This window comes from Rhodococcus sp. no. 34, assembly GCF_054589475.1.
Map to the genome: position 1 here is coordinate 235,040 of NZ_BAAILK010000041.1, position 14,701 is coordinate 249,740.

General features: G+C 63.5%; 15 protein-coding genes. 6 read left to right on the forward strand and 9 right to left on the reverse strand.

Annotated features, from left to right (window positions below; all coding sequences use genetic code 11):
- Window positions 1-105: 105 nt before the first annotated feature.
- The 4 genes from ACYP01_RS18600 to ACYP01_RS18615 all read right to left on the reverse strand — a co-directional run bounded on the left by ACYP01_RS18600 (window position 106) and on the right by ACYP01_RS18615 (window position 3,303).
- Window positions 106-873, reverse strand: coding sequence for an adenosylcobinamide-GDP ribazoletransferase (locus ACYP01_RS18600; protein ID WP_134932273.1), 768 nt, complete (start codon window positions 871-873; stop codon window positions 106-108).
- A 2-nt stretch (window positions 874-875) separates the two neighbouring features.
- A complete protein-coding gene (gene cobT, locus ACYP01_RS18605; RefSeq protein WP_459682223.1) occupies window positions 876-1,934 on the reverse strand; it encodes a nicotinate-nucleotide--dimethylbenzimidazole phosphoribosyltransferase in 1,059 nt (352 codons plus the stop codon).
- Window positions 1,935-2,056: 122 nt separating this feature from the next.
- Window positions 2,057-2,644 (reverse strand): bifunctional adenosylcobinamide kinase/adenosylcobinamide-phosphate guanylyltransferase, encoded by a 588-nt coding sequence (cobU, locus tag ACYP01_RS18610; protein WP_054828420.1) that lies wholly within the window; start codon window positions 2,642-2,644, stop codon window positions 2,057-2,059.
- Window positions 2,645-2,646: 2 nt separating this feature from the next.
- Window positions 2,647-3,303 (reverse strand): DUF3043 domain-containing protein, encoded by a 657-nt coding sequence (locus ACYP01_RS18615; protein ID WP_007730051.1) that lies wholly within the window; start codon window positions 3,301-3,303, stop codon window positions 2,647-2,649.
- A 134-nt stretch (window positions 3,304-3,437) separates the two neighbouring features.
- On the opposite strand from ACYP01_RS18615, the gene ACYP01_RS18620 reads away from it, so the two are divergent.
- From ACYP01_RS18620 to ACYP01_RS18630, 3 genes are all read left to right on the forward strand, one after another.
- Complete coding sequence (locus ACYP01_RS18620; protein ID WP_459681664.1) at window positions 3,438-4,505, forward strand: glycerate kinase family protein; 1,068 nt, start codon at window positions 3,438-3,440, stop codon at window positions 4,503-4,505.
- Window positions 4,506-4,655: 150 nt separating this feature from the next.
- Complete coding sequence (locus ACYP01_RS18625) at window positions 4,656-5,006, forward strand: HesB/IscA family protein (RefSeq protein WP_007730053.1); 351 nt, start codon at window positions 4,656-4,658, stop codon at window positions 5,004-5,006.
- A 196-nt stretch (window positions 5,007-5,202) separates the two neighbouring features.
- The gene (locus ACYP01_RS18630; protein ID WP_308370771.1) at window positions 5,203-6,180 is read left to right on the forward strand and encodes a carbohydrate kinase family protein; all 978 of its coding nucleotides are present in this window, start codon (window positions 5,203-5,205) and stop codon (window positions 6,178-6,180) included.
- A 63-nt stretch (window positions 6,181-6,243) separates the two neighbouring features.
- Here the strand turns inward: ACYP01_RS18630 and asnB are convergent, their stop codons facing one another.
- Window positions 6,244-8,169: an asparagine synthase (glutamine-hydrolyzing) gene (asnB, locus tag ACYP01_RS18635; RefSeq protein ID WP_003941790.1), complete on the reverse strand. Its 1,926-nt coding sequence runs from the start codon at window positions 8,167-8,169 to the stop codon at window positions 6,244-6,246.
- A gap of 319 nt (window positions 8,170-8,488) precedes the next feature.
- Here asnB and ctaC point away from each other — a divergent pair, with 319 nt between their 5' ends.
- Both ctaC and ACYP01_RS18645 read left to right on the forward strand, forming a co-directional pair.
- Window positions 8,489-9,553: an aa3-type cytochrome oxidase subunit II gene (gene ctaC, locus ACYP01_RS18640; RefSeq protein ID WP_030537048.1), complete on the forward strand. Its 1,065-nt coding sequence runs from the start codon at window positions 8,489-8,491 to the stop codon at window positions 9,551-9,553.
- A gap of 39 nt (window positions 9,554-9,592) precedes the next feature.
- Window positions 9,593-10,009, forward strand: coding sequence for a cytochrome c oxidase subunit 4 (locus tag ACYP01_RS18645; protein ID WP_003941723.1), 417 nt, complete (start codon window positions 9,593-9,595; stop codon window positions 10,007-10,009).
- 109 nt (window positions 10,010-10,118) lie between these two features.
- Here the strand turns inward: ACYP01_RS18645 and ACYP01_RS18650 are convergent, their stop codons facing one another.
- Complete coding sequence (locus ACYP01_RS18650) at window positions 10,119-10,508, reverse strand: DUF3224 domain-containing protein (protein ID WP_003941769.1); 390 nt, start codon at window positions 10,506-10,508, stop codon at window positions 10,119-10,121.
- A gap of 66 nt (window positions 10,509-10,574) precedes the next feature.
- Between ACYP01_RS18650 and ACYP01_RS18655 the strand changes: the two genes are divergently transcribed.
- Window positions 10,575-10,871 carry an antibiotic biosynthesis monooxygenase family protein gene (locus ACYP01_RS18655; protein ID WP_003941710.1) on the forward strand — a complete coding sequence of 99 codons (297 nt, stop codon included), beginning with the start codon at window positions 10,575-10,577 and terminating at the stop codon, window positions 10,869-10,871.
- A 149-nt stretch (window positions 10,872-11,020) separates the two neighbouring features.
- Here ACYP01_RS18655 and qcrB read toward each other — a convergent pair whose 3' ends face one another.
- The 3 genes from qcrB to qcrC are packed head-to-tail and all read right to left on the reverse strand — an operon-like array spanning window position 11,021 to window position 14,675.
- Window positions 11,021-12,625 carry a cytochrome bc1 complex cytochrome b subunit gene (qcrB, locus tag ACYP01_RS18660; protein ID WP_007730057.1) on the reverse strand — a complete coding sequence of 535 codons (1,605 nt, stop codon included), beginning with the start codon at window positions 12,623-12,625 and terminating at the stop codon, window positions 11,021-11,023.
- 59 nt (window positions 12,626-12,684) lie between these two features.
- Window positions 12,685-13,827: a cytochrome bc1 complex Rieske iron-sulfur subunit gene (gene qcrA / locus ACYP01_RS18665; RefSeq protein WP_007730058.1), complete on the reverse strand. Its 1,143-nt coding sequence runs from the start codon at window positions 13,825-13,827 to the stop codon at window positions 12,685-12,687.
- Entirely contained in the window at window positions 13,824-14,675 is an 852-nt protein-coding gene (gene qcrC / locus ACYP01_RS18670) for a cytochrome bc1 complex diheme cytochrome c subunit (protein WP_003941682.1), read from the reverse strand. Before qcrC ends, qcrA begins: the two co-directional genes overlap by 4 nt.
- Between the last annotated feature and the right edge of the window lie 26 nt (window positions 14,676-14,701).

Here is a 14,701-nt window from a genome sequence, read left to right on the forward strand (position 1 = left end):
TCCATCAGCGACCCGATTCGCGATCAGGAGAAGGTCGGTGAAAACGAATATCTCGGCCGCCAGGCAACCTTCGTACGCAAGGACACCTACTCGCACGACGTCGGATCACAGTCCGAGAGTGAGGCCGACGGCCGTCAGCGTCACAGTGAGTTCGAGTGCGAATCCGAGAACGTCTCCGTTGAGTCCGCCGAATCTACGGACGCAGTGACGCACGCACAGCACACTGATCGCCAGCGCCGACGCGGTCACGAGAGGGCCGAGCCACCACCGGTCGGTGGCAAAGCCGGAAGCGGCGATCAGCGGAACCGACCACACGATTGCGGCCCACAGCGGTTGTGAATCGGCGACGAGCGCACCGAATCCGCTCGGGCTCGACGCGAGAATACCTCGGCGGCAGGCAAAAACGACGGCCACACGACCCGCAGCGACAGATACGAGAACGGCGATCCACTGCGTGGGGGAGTCGGCAACAGCGAGGACGCCGAAGGAGACCGATTGCAGCCCGAGGAAGATGAACAGCGCCGCGACCCCGAACGGTCCGGCACCGCCGCTGTGCATGACCTCGCGGGCGCGCTCCGGTGGACCGTAACAACCCAGTCCGTCGACGGAGTCTGCCAGTCCGTCCACGTGCATCCCGCGTGTCCCGAGAGCGAGCGCACCGACCGTCAGCAAGCCTGCGAGATAGGGATTCAGGCCGATACTGGTTGTGCCCCAGAGCAGAAACGTCGCGGCAATGCCGAGAGCGATCCCGGTGAGCGGAGCTGCCGCGATGGCGCGACGGCCGGCAGTTCGGTCGATGTCGGAGGGACCACGAACCGGAAGGACCGTCAGCCACGAGAAGGCCAGTGGCACTCCGGACAGCGGGCCCGCCACCCTCACTCCGCCGTATCGGTCTTGGTCAGGTCGATCGACTCGGGTTCGTCGGCAGGTGCGCTGCCCTGAGTGCTGACACCGGCTTCGGAGAATGTCGCCATCTTGCCCAGGATTGCCACTGCGCCCTGAAGAATCGGGAGCGCTGTGACTGCGCCTGAACCTTCACCGAGACGCATGTCGAACTCGACGATCGGGTCGAGACCCATGCGGGTCAATGCGATGGTGTGGGCGGGTTCGGTGGAGCGGTGTCCGGCGACCCACCATTCACGTGCGCCGAAAGCCAGTTCGTCGGCTACCATGGCGGCTGCGGTGACCACTACGCCGTCGAGGATCACCGGCGTACGACGCGAAGCTGCCTGGGCCAGAAAGCCGGCCATCGCGGCGAGGTCGGCACCCGAAGACGTGCGCAGCAGCGCGACTGTGTCGCGAACGTGCGGACGGGCACGCCGGAGAGCGTCGCGAATCGCTGCGGTCTTGCGGATCCATCCGGCGTCGTCGATACCGGTACCTCGACCCACGACCGCGACGGGTTCACTGTCCGTGAGTGCGGCGATGAGTACGGTTGCGGGCGTCGTATTGCCGATGCCCATGTCGCCGGCGATGAGAAGATCTGCGCCCCCGTCGATTTCCTCGTCCGCGATCGCTCGGCCGGCGGCGATGGCCTGAAGGGTTTCCTCGTTCGACATGGCGTCTTCGCGGTCGATGGACCCGGAAGACCTGCGCACCTTGTGGTTCGAGACGGACGGATCGGTATCGCCGTCCACTGCGATGTCGACGACGCGTACCGTGGCGCCGGCAACCTCGGCGAGGACGTTGACTGCCGCGCCGCCCCCGAGGAAGTTGGCGACCATCTGTGCGGTCACTTCCGGCGGATAGGCGGAGACCCCGTTGCGGGCGATTCCGTGATCACCCGCGAACACGACGACGCGAGGCCGAGCGAAAGCATGTGGGGGACAAACTCCTTGGCAGGCTGATGCCCAGCCGGCGAGAGCCTCCAGTCGGCCCAGCGAACCGGCCGGCTTGGTCAGATCACGCTGACGCGCATCGGCCTGCACTCGCACCTCGCGGTCGGGCGGGGTGACGGGTTCGAAGTCGGCGCTACTGACTGGCGCGACGTCAGGGTTGGATTCTGGGTTGGCAACTGAATTCGCCCCTGAAATGGCCCCTGGATTGGCCTCGGTACTCACATCGTGCCTTCCGGTTGTGCAGCAGTATCTTTCAAGATGAGCGGTAACCCTGCAACCACTAGTACGACACGATCGCACACCGCGGCGATACGAGCGTTGAGAGTGCCGATCTCGTCGCGGAACAATCGTCCCGACCGCGTCTCGGGGATGACGGCCAAACCCACTTCGGGGCTGACCAGCACCAGGTGTCCGCGATAGTTCTCGACACTGGCGACCAGGCTGTCCGCAGCGGGAGTGACGGTGCCGCGCGGAGCGTCCCAGGCGCCTTGCCGATCGAGTTCCGTGGTCAGCCACGTTCCCAGATCGTCGACCAACGTCGCTGTGTGTGAATCGCTTTCGAGCTGCGCCGCGAGATCGCCGGCATCTGCGGTTTCGACCGTCGACCAATGGGAAGGCCGCCTGTTGCGGTGCTGGTCGATCCGGCTCTCCCAGTCTGCGTCGGAGACATCGCGCCTTGCCGTCGCCAGGTACCGGATCGGTGCCGAACTTTCGGGTAGGTGGCCTCCACAAACCAAATCCTCGGCGTGCGCGGACTTACCAGACCGCGCGCCGCCGAGGACCAATGTTCTATACGTGTTCGTCACGCTCAGATTGCGTCGCCCGGCCCCACACGAGGCTTCGGTGCGCGCAGCTTACGGATCTGCGACGCGCGAACGAACGCGTACCAGCCGAGCTTGAATCCGCCGTCGGTGCTGTCGGGGAAGCGCTCGGCGACGCGGTTGTTGATCATGCGACCGAGCCAGATGCCTTCACCGACCATGAAGAGCATCATCACGAGCATTGCCAGTGTGACGATCTGCTGGAGCGCGGGCGTGACGAACATGGTCATGATGAGGATCAACGCGAGCGGCATGAACAGCCCGACGAGGTTGCGGCGAGCGTCGATGAAGTCACGGACGTAGGCGCGAACCGGTCCCTTGTCGCGGGGGAGCAGGTACTTGTCCTCGCCGGCGAGCATGCGGGCGCGGCGGTCTGCCGACGATGCGCGACGCTCGGCGGCTTCGGCCTTGCGGTCCTCCTTGGAGCCGCGGGTCGCCTTGCGGCGGGCGCGGGCTTCCTTCGCGGTCAGCGGGGCAGGGGCAACGGGGCCACGCCTCTTCGCCTCGGCGTCACGACGCTTGGGTGTGGGGCGGCCCTTGCCCACCTGCTCGATGGGCGCCTCTTCGGAGGCCGAGGATGCCTCAGTGCCCTCGACGTCACGTTTGTCGGAGTTGTCTGAGTCACCGCGGCGTAGCAATTTCACACCTCCAGGCTATTGGATAAGTGCACGGTCTGGGAAACCGACCTCGGTCTTTCTGAAAAACCCGATCGCCCGAGGCACTGAAACGCGCGCGATCGTGAAACATCGGGGTCATTCGCGACTCTTAGACTTCGGTTATGCGGGTAATAGTTGCTCCGGATTCATTCGGCGAAACCCTGACTGCCGTCGCGGCGGCCGAATCCATTTCTGCCGGCTGGCGGCGCGGTCGACCCGGCGACGACGTCGTCACCGCGCCACAATCCGACGGTGGTCCGGGATTCGTCGACGTCTTGGCCACGGCCGGGGGCGACATCCGGACTGCACGGGTGTCCGGGCCTTTGGCCGCCGCCGTCGACGCCACGTGGCTGTTCGATTCGGACACGGCGTACATCGAGTCCGCCGAGGCCGTCGGGCTCGGCCTGCTCGGAGGTCCGCCGACGCGGGACACTGCACTCGCCGCGCACAGTCTCGGTGTGGGAGAGCTGATCGCTGTCGCGCTCGAGGCAGGCGTGAAGACGGTTGTCGTCGGACTCGGTGGGAGTTGCTGCACCGACGGGGGACGTGGACTGGTGGAGGCGCTGGGCGGCCTGGAGGCTGCAACGGCGGCTACGGCAGGCATTCAGTTGGTCGCCGCCACCGACGTCGAACACGTACTTCTCGGCGAGCACGGTGCGGCAGCGGTGTTCGGCCCGCAAAAGGGCGCCGACGCCGAAGCCGTCGCAGTCCTCGAAGCGAGCAACGCGAGATGGGCCGAACAGTTGGAGTCCGTCACCGGAAAACGAGTGTCGAATTTTCCGGGTGCCGGCGCCGCGGGTGGTATCGGTGCCGCGCTCTTTGCGCTCGGTGCGCAGCGGCGATCCGGGGCCGACGTCGTCGCGGATCGCACCGGACAGGCCGCGCTACTGGCATCCGCTGACCTGGTGATCACAGGCGAAGGCAAGTTCGACCACCAATCGCTGCGCGGCAAACTCGTCACAACGCTCGCTTCGGCGGGGGCAGCGCACGGCGTTCCGACGCTCGTCTTTGCCGGCCAGGTGACGCTCGACGAGGCGGACTATGCGTCGACCTCGATAGTCGCGGCGAAGTCGGTGACGGATTTCGCCGGGTCGGTGGAACGTGCGATGGAGGAAGCGTCGGCGTGTCTCGAGGGACTCGCCGAACACACGGCACGCGAGTGGAACATCTGGCGCGGCGCCCGGAGGTGAGGATCCACAAGCGTCGACGCGCCGTTGCCGTGTCTGGAAGACCGGATAGGATGAAGACGAATCGCACCCGGTAAAGGACTGGCGGGAATAAGTCGGCAGCGGCGTACCGTTGAAGCGTTCACGGGTTGGTACGAACATTAGGGAGAGCCCATGACTGTGCAGAACGAGACCGCCACCCACGGCGTCAAGATGACCGAGGCCGCGTCCGCCAAGGCGAAGGCACTCTTCGATCAGGAGGGTCGCGACGACCTCGCGCTGCGTATTGCAGTGCAGCCCGGCGGCTGTGCCGGACTGAAGTACCAGCTGTTCTTCGACGACCGCACGCTCGACGGTGACCTCACTGTCGACTTCAACGGCGTCAACCTGGTTGTCGACCGGATGAGCGCGCCGTACGTCGAAGGTGCGTCCATCGACTTCCTCGACACCATCGAGCAGCAGGGCTTCTCGATCGACAACCCCAATGCAACAGGCTCCTGCGCCTGCGGTGACTCGTTCAACTGAGTCTGTCGATCACAACTCAATTCACGAACAACTGACGCGGAACCGACATTCGGTTTCGCGTCAGTTGTTTGTGGTGACTCGTACGTAGACCGTTCCGATCCGACAGCTCGGGCGCCGATGACGGCGCTACGGGCGGTAACGTGAACTTTTGCTCCTCTTTCATTCTTGTACTCACTTCGCTGAAAGGCCACGATCCGTGACTATTGCGGTAACCGGTTCCATCGCCACCGACCACTTGATGCGCTTCCCCGGCCGCTTCGCCGATCAGCTCCTCGCCGATCAGCTCGCCCACGTTTCGCTGAGTTTCCTGGTCGACGATCTCGTGATTCGCCGGGGTGGTGTCGGCGGCAACATCGCATACGCGATGGGCGTGCTCGGTGGGTCCCCGCTACTCGTCGGCGCAGTCGGTGCCGACTTCGCCGAGTATCGCACGTGGCTCGAGGACAACGGCGTCGACTGCAGCGCGGTCCGTATCTCGGACAAGGCACATACGGCGCGTTTCGTGTGCACCACCGACGAGGACATGGCGCAGATCGCGTCGTTCTACCCCGGCGCGATGAGCGAGGCTCGCGAGATCGAACTCGCGGCAGTGGCCAAGACTGCGGGCGCAGTCGAGTTGGTGCTGATCGGCGCCAACGACCCCGAGGCCATGGTTCGCCATACCGACGAATGCCGTCTGCTCGGGATTCCGTTCGCAGCGGATCCGTCGCAGCAGCTTGCCCGCCTGTCCGGTGACGAGGCCAAGGCGCTCATTCACGGCGCGAAGTACTTGTTCACCAACGAGTACGAGTGGGGTCTGCTTCAGCAGAAGACTGGTCTGAGCGAGGAAGAGATCCGCGCGCAGGTCGGCATCCGTGTCACCACCCTCGGCTCCAAGGGTGTGGAAATTGTTGACGCCGAAGGCAATTGGGTGCGCGTCGACGTAGTGCCCGAGACCGGCAAGGTTGATCCGACGGGCGTTGGCGACGGCTTCCGCGCCGGGTTCCTGCTCGCACACGGCGCCGGTCTGAGCTTCGAGCGTGCTGCACAGTTGGGATCCCTGGTCGCTGTGTTGATTCTCGAGACCGTGGGAACGCAGGAGTGGGTGTTCAATCGCGACGAGGCACTCAAGCGCCTTGCCGACGCATACGGCAGCGCGGCAGCGGACGAGATCGCAACGATCCTGCCGAAGTAAGGCTCCGCCCCGTGAGTGGTTGAGGAGTCCGGAGACTCCCTAACCGCTCACGGGGCCGAAGGCCTAGATATTGACCGGGTACACCGGCTCCTGGATCTGCGGCACGATGCGCTTCTCCACAAAGATTCCGTGCCAGACCATGAAGGTCAGGACGGTCCACAGGCGTCGGCTGTGGTCGGACACGCCCTCGCGGTGATCGTTGAGCATCTTCACGACGGCCTGCTTGTCGAAGATGTGGTCGGTACCCGACTCCTCGATCTGCAGATGTGCCCAGTCGAAGAGTTCGGTGCCGCGCAGCCAATGGCGCAGGGGAACCGGGAATCCGAGCTTCGCACGGTGCAGAACATGGTGCGGCACAATGCCTTCCAGGGCCTGGCGCAGTGCGTACTTGGTCGTGTCCTTCGTGATCTTCTGATCGAGCGGTACGCGTGACGCGACGTCGAAGACCTCGGGATCGAGGAACGGCACACGCAGTTCCAGCGAGTTGGCCATCGTCATCTTGTCTGCCTTGACGAGGATGTCGCCGCGCAGCCAGGTGAACAGGTCGAGATGCTGCATCCGCGCAACCGGATCCCAGTCCCGTGACTGCGCGTAGATCGGCGCGGTGACGTCCTGGTGCGTCCACTCCGGACGGAAGTCGCGCAGGACGGCGCGGAGCTGAGCGTCGTTGAAGCTACGAGCATTTCCGTAGTAGCGCTCCTCGAGGGTCAACGAACCGCGATTGAGCAGGCTCTTGCCGCGAGTGCCGTCCGGGATGCGTTCGGACAACTTGCCCGCGGCCCGACGCAGTCCCTTGGGGAGGTACTCGAAAGGCTTGAGCGACAACGGCTCACGGTAGATCGTGTAGCCGCCGAACAGCTCGTCGGCACCCTCGCCGGACAGCACGACCTTGACGTGCTTGCGCGCTTCCTTCGCGATGAACCACAGCGGAATCAATGCCGGATCGGCTACCGGGTCGTCGAGGTACCAGACGATCTCGGGAATGGCAGCGGCGAACTCGGCGGGGGAGACCACCTTGACGACGTGCTTCGCGCCGATCGCTGCGGCAGATTCTGCAGCGACGTCGACCTCGGAATAGCCCTCACGTTCGAAACCGGTCGTGAAGGTGATCAGGTTGGGGTTGTGCCGCATCGCCAGCGCCGCGATCGCCGTGGAGTCGATACCACCGGACAAGAACGAACCGACGGTGACGTCGGCGCGCATGTGCTTGGCGACCGAATCCTCGAGTGCCTCGGCGATTTCCTGGTAGCGCGCCTTCTCGGTGCCAGGTGCAAAAGGCTTGGCCGGGAACTTCGGCGTGAAATACCGCGTGAACGTGGGCTCCTCGCCCGGACGCACCCGGGCGAAGCTGCCCGACTCCAGGCGTCGGATCTGCTTGTGCAGTGTTTCCGGCTCCGGTACGTACTGCAGAACGGTGTAGTGCTCGATGGCACGCGGATCCAGCTCGGTACCGATGCCGATCAGATCGGTGAGTTCGAGCAGGCTCTTCTTCTCGCTGCCGAACGCGGTGCCGCCGGCGCCGGTCGCGATGAACAGCGGCTTGATCCCGAACGGATCGCGCGCGATGAACAGCTCGCGTGTGTCGGTGTCCCAGATCGCGAACGCGAACATTCCGCGCAGGCGCCGGACCGCGTCCTCACCCCAGTAGTGGAATGCAGCGACGATGGCCTCGGAGTCGCCCTCGGTGAAGAACTTGGCGTCGTGGTCCTTGACCAGTTCGGCGCGGATCTCCAAGTAGTTGTAGATCTCGCCGTTGAACGTGAGCGCATAACGCTCCGGGTTCTCCGGTGGGCCCCAACGCAGCGGCTGGTGGGAATGAGCGATGTCGATGATCGCCAGGCGGTTGAACCCGAAGACGAGGTGATCGTCGTTCCACGTCCCGTGTTCGTCCGGCCCGCGGTGACGAAGGCAATGCATCGCCTGGTCGACCCGCGAGACGGCGTCCTCGCTGGTTCCGCCAGATGTCAGTAGCCCGAGCAGTCCACACACAGCGTCCGGTTCCTCGATTCAGAATTTTTGTACAGAAGGCTCCCGGACACGAGTGTCGGGGAGAGGTCAACGAACTCTTGACGAAAGTATGCCGCAGATCGACGTCCCTGCCGATCGCGGCGGAACGAATCGACGTGATGTGCGTCGCCGAAACGACCTGAGCCGTTCCTGAGCAGCACCTGAGAGAGCTGTGTGACGTCCGCCGCGACACGGGCGAGGACCCGAGGATGGATAGCGCCCGGCTTTGGTCTACGCTGCGTAGTAATTGGGCCTTCCCTCCGGGCATGCCCTAGTTGAATTTTGTGGCGATCAGGAAGGCGTGAACGTGGCGCAAGGTCGGATCCTTCGGCGAGCGGGGCTGGCAGTATCTCTGGGCATTGCTGCCTTGCTGCTGTCGGGTTGCTCCATCGACAACGAAGTGCTTCGTTTCGGGTGGCCTTCGGGCATCACCCCGGAGGCGACGCGCATGCGTGAGCTGTGGACGTGGTCGGTTGTAGCCGCCCTCGTCATGGGTGTGCTGGTGTGGGGGCTGGTCTTCTGGGCCGTCATCTTCCACCGCAAGAAGAAGGACTCGCCGGAATTCCCGCGTCAGACGGCATACAACGTGCCGCTCGAACTCGGTTACACGGCAGTTCCCTTCGTCATCATCGCGGTTCTCTTCTACTTCACCGTCATCGTTCAGAACCATGTTCTGGACAAGACGGACAATCCTGACGTCGTCGTAGACGTCACGGCCTTCCAGTGGAACTGGAAGTTCGGCTACCGCTCCATCGAGTTCGGTGACGGCTCCGCCAAGTACAACGGAATCGACGTCGAGGCCGAAGAGGCTGCAAAGACCGAGGGCTCCACCGTGAACGAACACGGGGAAGAAGTCCCCGGCCCGATCCACGGCAACAGCACCGAGGACCTGAGCTACCTGCACTACGACAAGATCGAGACCGTCGGCTCCAGCCAGGAGATCCCGATCCTCGTTCTGCCCACCGGCAAGCGGATCCAGTTCGAACTTGCTTCCTCGGACGTCATCCACGCTTTCTGGGTGCCTGAGTTCCTGTTCAAGCGCGACGTTCTCCCGAACCCCAAGGAGAACCACTCGGACAACATCTTCCAGATCAGTGAGATCGAGAAGGAAGGCGCGTTCGTCGGGCGTTGTGCAGAAATGTGTGGCACGTTCCACGCGATGATGAACTTCGAGGTTCGTGCGGTTTCGCCGGAGGACTTCGCCAAGTACATCGAACTGCGCAAGGGTGACGCGGAGGGCAAGGGTGGTCTGACGACCGCCGAGGCTCTGCAGGCAATCGGTCAGTCGCCGGTGGCTACGTCGACCACGCCGTTCAACACCGACCGCGAGTACCGTCAGGCAACCGTCGCCACTGCAGGCAACTGAGCCGGCCAGCCTCTTCACTGAACAAGGACAAGTGCTGATATGAAGATCGAAGCCAAGCTCTTCGAGATCCTGACGATGTTCTTCATTCTCGTCGCGATCATCTACGGAGTGTTCACCGCTCTGTCACGCACAGGTATCGAGTGGGCCGGACTGACGGCCATCGTCCTGTCTGCAGGTCTGACGCTCATCGTGGGTACCTACTTCCGCTTCGTCGCCCGTCGTCTGGACACCCGTCCCGAGGACTACGACGACGCTGAAATCTCGGATGGTGCAGGAGAACTGGGCTTCTTCAGCCCGGGTAGCTTCTGGCCGATCCTGCTTGCCGCTGCTGCTGCACTCGCGGCAGTGTCGCTGGCGTACTTCCAGCCGTGGCTCATCGCAGTCGCAGTTGTCTGTGTGCTCGCCGCAGCCGCAGGCCTGGTGTTCGAGTACTACACCGGACCCGAGAAGCACTAGTTTCACCCGCACTCGAACAGAGGCGCCGCACCCACCCGGGTACGGCGCCTCTGTTGTCGTTTATGTGAGTTTCGGTGGTAGGAGGGTGCCTGTCAACAGCCGCTCTCTGTCAATCGTGGAGCGAGTATTCGAGGTCGTAGCGGTGCAGACCGGCGACGACCTCGAGCTCGAGAGTGCCTGAGATGCCCTTCAACTCGCCGGTTCCGGACCCCGGCACGATCTCGTACAGAAGCTTCTGCGTTCCGTCGATCATCTGACCGAACTGCTGCAGGGCGAACGATCCCACAGCTTCGTCGACCTGCCCCGTGACAAACTCCAAAGCGACATAGCCCGCTGCACCGGCTGTCGGATCGCCCGCGGACAGCATCAGTCCGGACGACGTGCCTTCGACGCCGCCGATGAACGTCTTGTCGAACTCGAAGCGTCCGACGCGTCCGGAGAGCTCAGGATCGGCGGGGCGAAGATCGATCTCGAAGGTGCCGCGTGCATGAGATGTCATGGTCCGAGTATCTCACCAGGCGACAACGCCTCGAGGGGACTCCCGAGAACGTGCAACACTCGGTAGATGATTCTCGAACATGCCGTCCTGCAGGTCGATCCGTCGCAGTCAGCGCAATTCGAGGCCGCATTCGACGTGGCCCGAACCATCATCTCCGAGGTTCCCGGATTCATCAGGCTGCGGCTCTCGCACTGCCTGGAATCACCGGAGCGATATCTCCTGCTGGTCGAGTGGGAAGACGTGGAGTCACACACCATCGGGTTCCGTAAGTCGCCAGGATACGAGAAGTGGCGAGAACTTCTCCATCACTTCTACGAGCCGTTCCCGACGGTGGAGCACTATTCGACTGTGCTCGAGGTCTAGCAAAGCGTAGTGCCTGCTGTTGTCGGCGCTCAGACGACGAACCGGGGGAGTGGTGCCCACTTGGAGGTTGTCCATACTGAATCGCTCAGAGAACGAGTGAGGCCCCGAACCGGAATCCGGTTCGGGGCCTCACTGGTCAACTGACGTTCTTAGTGGAGTTCTCCACTGGAACCATCGGACTTGCCGTTGGTTCGGTTCTGGTAGTCCAGAAGGATCTGAAGCTGCTCGTGCTCAGCTTCGTGATGAGCGGCTTCGAGAGCCTCGCTCTCCTCGACTGGGTCAGCGGTGATCAGGCTACCGCTACCGGGCTTGCCGGCGAGGCCGAGCTTGTTCATCTTCTTCGGGACAGCAGCACCCTGGTACTCGAGCGGGATCGGGTGTCCGTGCTCGTCGACGGGGCCGAGCGGCTGGTGGATCTCGATGTACTGGCCGTTCGGCATCCGCTTGATGATGCCGGTCTCGATGCCGTGTTCGAGGACTGCACGGTCACTGCGCTGCAGGCCGATGCAGAACCGGTACGTCACGAAGTACGCGATGGGCGGAAGGATGACCATGCCGATACGGCCGATCCACGTCATTGCGTTCAGCGAGATGTGCAGGTGGTACGCGATGATGTCGTTGATGCAGGAGATCGTGAGCACCAGGTAGAACGCGATGGACATCGCACCGATAGCGGTACGGACCGGCACGTCGCGCGGGCGCTGCAGGATGTTGTGGTGAGCGTCGTCTCCGGTGAGACGCTTCTCGATCCACGGGTACGCGATCAACAGTGCGAAGACGAGGCCCATGATCAAGGCGACGGCGAACACTGCAGGGATCGTGTACCGGTTGAACAGGTAGATCTCCCACGCCGGCCACAGTCGAGCAAGGCCGTCCGTCCACATCATGTAGATATCGGGCTGGGAACCTGCCGAGACCTGTGACGGGTTGTACGGACCGATGTTCCACACGGGGTTGATCTGGAACAGACCACCGAGCAGTGCGAGCACGCCGAAGGTCATGGCGAAGAACGCGCCACCCTTCATCGCGAAGACCGGGAGGATGCGGACGCCGACGACGTTCTGTTCCGTACGGCCGGGGCCGGGGAACTGCGTGTGCTTCTGGTACCAGACCAGCGCGAGGTGGCCGGCGATCAGAGCCAGGATGATGCCCGGGAACAGCAGCACGTGAGCGACATAGAGACGCGGGATGATGAGGTCACCGGGGAAGTCGCCGTCGAAGATCAGCCAGTGCATCCAGGTACCGACGATCGGGATACTCATCGTGATACCACCGAAGGCGGCGCGGAGGCCGGTGCCCGAGAGCAGGTCGTCGGGGATGGTGTAACCGAAGAAGCCTTCGAACATCGCCAGGATGAGCAGCAGGCAGCCGATGACCCAGTTCGCTTCACGCGGGCGACGGAAGGCGCCGGTGAAGAAGATGCGAGCGAGGTGAACGATGATCGACGCCGCGAACATCAGTGCAGCCCAGTGGTGAATCTGGCGAACGAAGAGACCGCCGCGCACCTCGAAGGAGATGTTCAGGGTCGTCTCGTAGGCGCGAGACATCGTGACACCGCGAAGCGGCTGGTATGCGCCCTGGTAGACGACGTGTGCCATCGACGGATCGAAGAACAGCGTCAGGAACACACCGGAGATCAGCAGGATCACGAAGCTGTAGAGCGCGATCTCGCCGAGCATGAAGGACCAGTGCGTCGGGAAGACCTTGTTGATCTGCCGGCGCATGCCTGCGGCGAGGTGGTAGCGGGAGTCCATAGCCTCCGCTTGTCCAGCCGCTGCCGCGCTGATCTTGGACGGTTTGGTTGTTGTTGTGGTCACGGTCGACGCTCCCAAAATGCCGGGCCGAGTGCTTCGATGAAGTCACCGTCGGCGACCAGGAAGCCCTCTTCGTTCACTGTAATAGGCAACTGCGGAAGTGCGCGAGCAGCGGGACCGAAGATCGGCTTGCCGTAGGTCAGTGCGTCGAACTGCGACTGGTGGCAGGGGCACAGAATACGGTTGCTCTGCTGTTCGTAGAGCGAGGTGGGGCAACCCAGGTGGGTGCAGATCTTCGAGTAGGCGAAGTAATCGCCGTAGTTGAAGCTTTCCTGGCCCTTACGCTTGGTGACACGCGCGGTGTCTTCCGTGCGGAGGCGGATGAGCATCACCGAGTTACGAATGCCGCGCAGTGCTGCGAGCAGAGCGTGCTCGTCGCCACGGTCGGACTCGCGGAACGGGAAGACCGTTTCCATCGAACCGGCATCGAGATCTTCCGGGCGAACGAGGACGATGTCCTCGGGACGGCCGGTGTCACGACGCAGGTAGATGGTCTCGCCCGGGTAGTTCGGGGTCCAGCCGGACACCCACAGAGGTGAGTCGTCGCCCTTGGCCCACGGGTTCTTGATGAGTCCGCCGAGGGGCATGACCATCATGACGCCGAGTGCGCCGCCGCCGAACATCAAGCTGCGCTTGATGGCCTTGCGGCGGGGGAGGGTGGACGTCTCGAGGGTGTCGCCGAGCTCGGCGACGATCGTGCGACGATCGACCTCGGTGGAACCACCGTCGTGGCGGTCCTGGATCGAGACCTCTTCGGGGATGAACTTCTTGGTGAACTGAACGGCACCGATGCCGACGCCGAGGATCGCCAGACCCATGGTCAAGCCGATCAGCGGGGTGTACAGGCTGTACTTGCCGTAGTTCTCGTCACCGGCGCCCGCGTACTCCCAGGGCCAGAACAGGTAGATCGCGATGAACGCGATCGCCGAAACGCCGGCGAGGCCGAACCAGAAGGCGACGTTGCGCTCGGCGCGCTTTTCCGCCCTGGTGCCCTTTACCGACCAACGATCACGGCGGTAGACGACATCGACGCCATCGAGATTGGTACCCAGCTTGACCAGGTCGTCGCGTGACATCGCGTCGAGCTCTTCATCTGTGTACTTCTTAGGCGTATCGCCGCCATGCTGGCCAGCGTCGCTCATGACCTTGCTCCGATCCACAATGCTGCACCGACGACAGCGATGATTCCGACGGCCCACATGGCGAGACCCTCAGAGGCCGGACCGAGGCCACCGAGCCCGTACCCACCGGGGTCCTTCGACTCGCCCGACGACTTGACGTAGGCGATGATGTCCTTCTTCTCCTCGATCGTCAGCTGACGATCCGAGAACTTCGGCATGTTCTGGGGACCGGTAACCATGGCAGCGTAGATCTGCTGCTCGCTGGCCGGATCCAGGACCGGGGCGTACTTGCCCGAGGACAGTGCGCCACCGCGGCCGGTGAAGTTGTGGCACGACGCGCAGTTGAGCCGGAAGAGCTCACTGCCGCGTCCGACGTCGCCACCGCGCAGCGAGGACTGGGCGATTTCGCCGTTCTCGTCGCGGATGAGCGTCGGGCCGCCGCCGTTGGCCTGGATGAAAGCGCCGAGGGCGTCGGTCTGCGCAGCATCGAACTTGGGGTCCTTGCGTGCAGCCTGGGCCTCGTTGCGAGCTGCCGGCATACGACCAGAGGAGACCTGGAAGTACACGGCTGCTTCGCCGACGCCGATGAGGCTGGGACCGCGGTCCTGCACGCCCTGCAAGTTCGCGCCGTGGCACGTGATGCATGACGTGTCGTACAGCTGCTTGCCTTCACGAATCAGGGCTGCTGAATCGTCACTGGCGGTCGCAACCTGCGGAGCTGGTGTCAACGCCGAAGCGAGGAAACCTGCGCTGATCAATCCCATCATCAATACGAGCGCGCCAGTGACGCGCCGGCGGATTTTCCGCTGGCGACGCGACTTCGCGGCATTCGCTGAGTTATCGGATGCGGGAGGGGGGGATGAACTCATCTGTATCCCTTTGGTATGTCGGGACG

What these genes read in the sequence shown, in the direction of transcription:
- ACYP01_RS18620 (WP_459681664.1), top strand. Translation starts at nt 3,438, where the DNA reads ATGCGGGTAATAGTTGCTCCGGATTCATTCGGCGAAACCCTGACTGCC.
- ACYP01_RS18625 (WP_007730053.1), top strand. Translation starts at nt 4,656, where the DNA reads ATGACTGTGCAGAACGAGACCGCCACCCACGGCGTCAAGATGACCGAG.
- ACYP01_RS18645 (WP_003941723.1), top strand. Translation starts at nt 9,593, where the DNA reads ATGAAGATCGAAGCCAAGCTCTTCGAGATCCTGACGATGTTCTTCATT.
- ACYP01_RS18650 (WP_003941769.1), bottom strand. Translation starts at nt 10,508, where the DNA reads ATGACATCTCATGCACGCGGCACCTTCGAGATCGATCTTCGCCCCGCC.
- ACYP01_RS18655 (WP_003941710.1), top strand. Translation starts at nt 10,575, where the DNA reads ATGATTCTCGAACATGCCGTCCTGCAGGTCGATCCGTCGCAGTCAGCG.
- qcrB (WP_007730057.1), bottom strand. Translation starts at nt 12,625, where the DNA reads ATGGACTCCCGCTACCACCTCGCCGCAGGCATGCGCCGGCAGATCAAC.
- qcrA (WP_007730058.1), bottom strand. Translation starts at nt 13,827, where the DNA reads ATGAGCGACGCTGGCCAGCATGGCGGCGATACGCCTAAGAAGTACACA.
- qcrC (WP_003941682.1), bottom strand. Translation starts at nt 14,675, where the DNA reads ATGAGTTCATCCCCCCCTCCCGCATCCGATAACTCAGCGAATGCCGCG.